Annotated in this window: 1 protein-coding gene; it reads left to right on the top strand. The window is 40.9% G+C overall.

Annotated elements, in window-relative coordinates; genetic code table 11:
- The first annotated feature begins 54 nt into the window (after nt 1-54).
- On the top strand, nt 55-903 hold the full coding sequence (locus GNE10_RS34810) for a prohibitin family protein (RefSeq protein WP_185570545.1): 849 nt from the start codon (nt 55-57) through the stop codon (nt 901-903).
- The last annotated feature ends 29 nt before the right edge of the window (nt 904-932 follow it).

The raw sequence follows: 932 nt of genomic DNA, 5'->3' as shown, positions 1-932 counted from the left end.
CCCCCTTTCCCCCCCATCCCCCCACCCCCCCACTTAAATATTGGAGAGAGAAAATTGAAAAATCAGCAATTTGGTAATTGGCAAACCACTGTTTTGGGAATTGTGTTAGCAATATTAGTGATTGTTGGGCTAAATTCCTTTATTATTATCAACCCAGGGCAAGCAGGAGTGATTAGCATTTTGGGTAAAGCTAGAGATGGCGCTTTATTAGAAGGTATCCACCTCAAACCACCTTTTATTTCCGCGATCGATGTGTATGATTTAACAGTGCAAAAATTTGAAGTGCCAGCGGAAAGTTCTACAAAGGATTTGCAAAATTTAACTGCGAGGTTTGCAATTAACTTTCGCCTCGATCCGGTACAGGTAGTTGAAGTGAGAAGAAAACAAGGAAGTTTGGAAAATATAGTATCAAAAATTATTGCTCCCCAAACCCAAGAATCATTTAAAATTGCCGCCGCTAAAAGAACAGTAGAAGAAGCAATTACCAAAAGAAGTGAATTGAAACAAGACTTTGATGATGCCTTGGGCGATCGCTTAGATAAATATGGGATAATTGTCTTAGATACTAGCGTAGTTGACTTGACATTCTCTCCAGAATTCGCTAAAGCAGTCGAAGAAAAACAAATTGCCGAACAACGCGCCCAAAGAGCCGTTTATATAGCACGGGAAGCCGAACAAGAAGCACAAGCAGAAATTAATCGAGCAAAAGGAAAAGCAGAAGCTCAAAGACTTTTAGCAGAGACACTCAAAGCCCAAGGAGGCCAATTAGTCTTGCAAAAAGAAGCAATTGAAGCTTGGAAAACTGGCGGCGCTCAAATGCCAAAAGTCCTAGTTATGGGTAGTGACTCAAAAAGCAGCATACCCTTCATGTTTAACCTTGGAAATGTAGAAAATCAACAATGAAAGCAAATTAGGGGGAAAGGGGAAGGGGG

The organism is Nostoc sp. 2RC (genome assembly GCF_014222165.1).
GTDB classification, from domain to species: Bacteria; Cyanobacteriota; Cyanobacteriia; order Cyanobacteriales; family Nostocaceae; genus Nostoc; species Nostoc linckia.
This window is presented reverse-complemented; position numbering and strand designations above follow the sequence as displayed.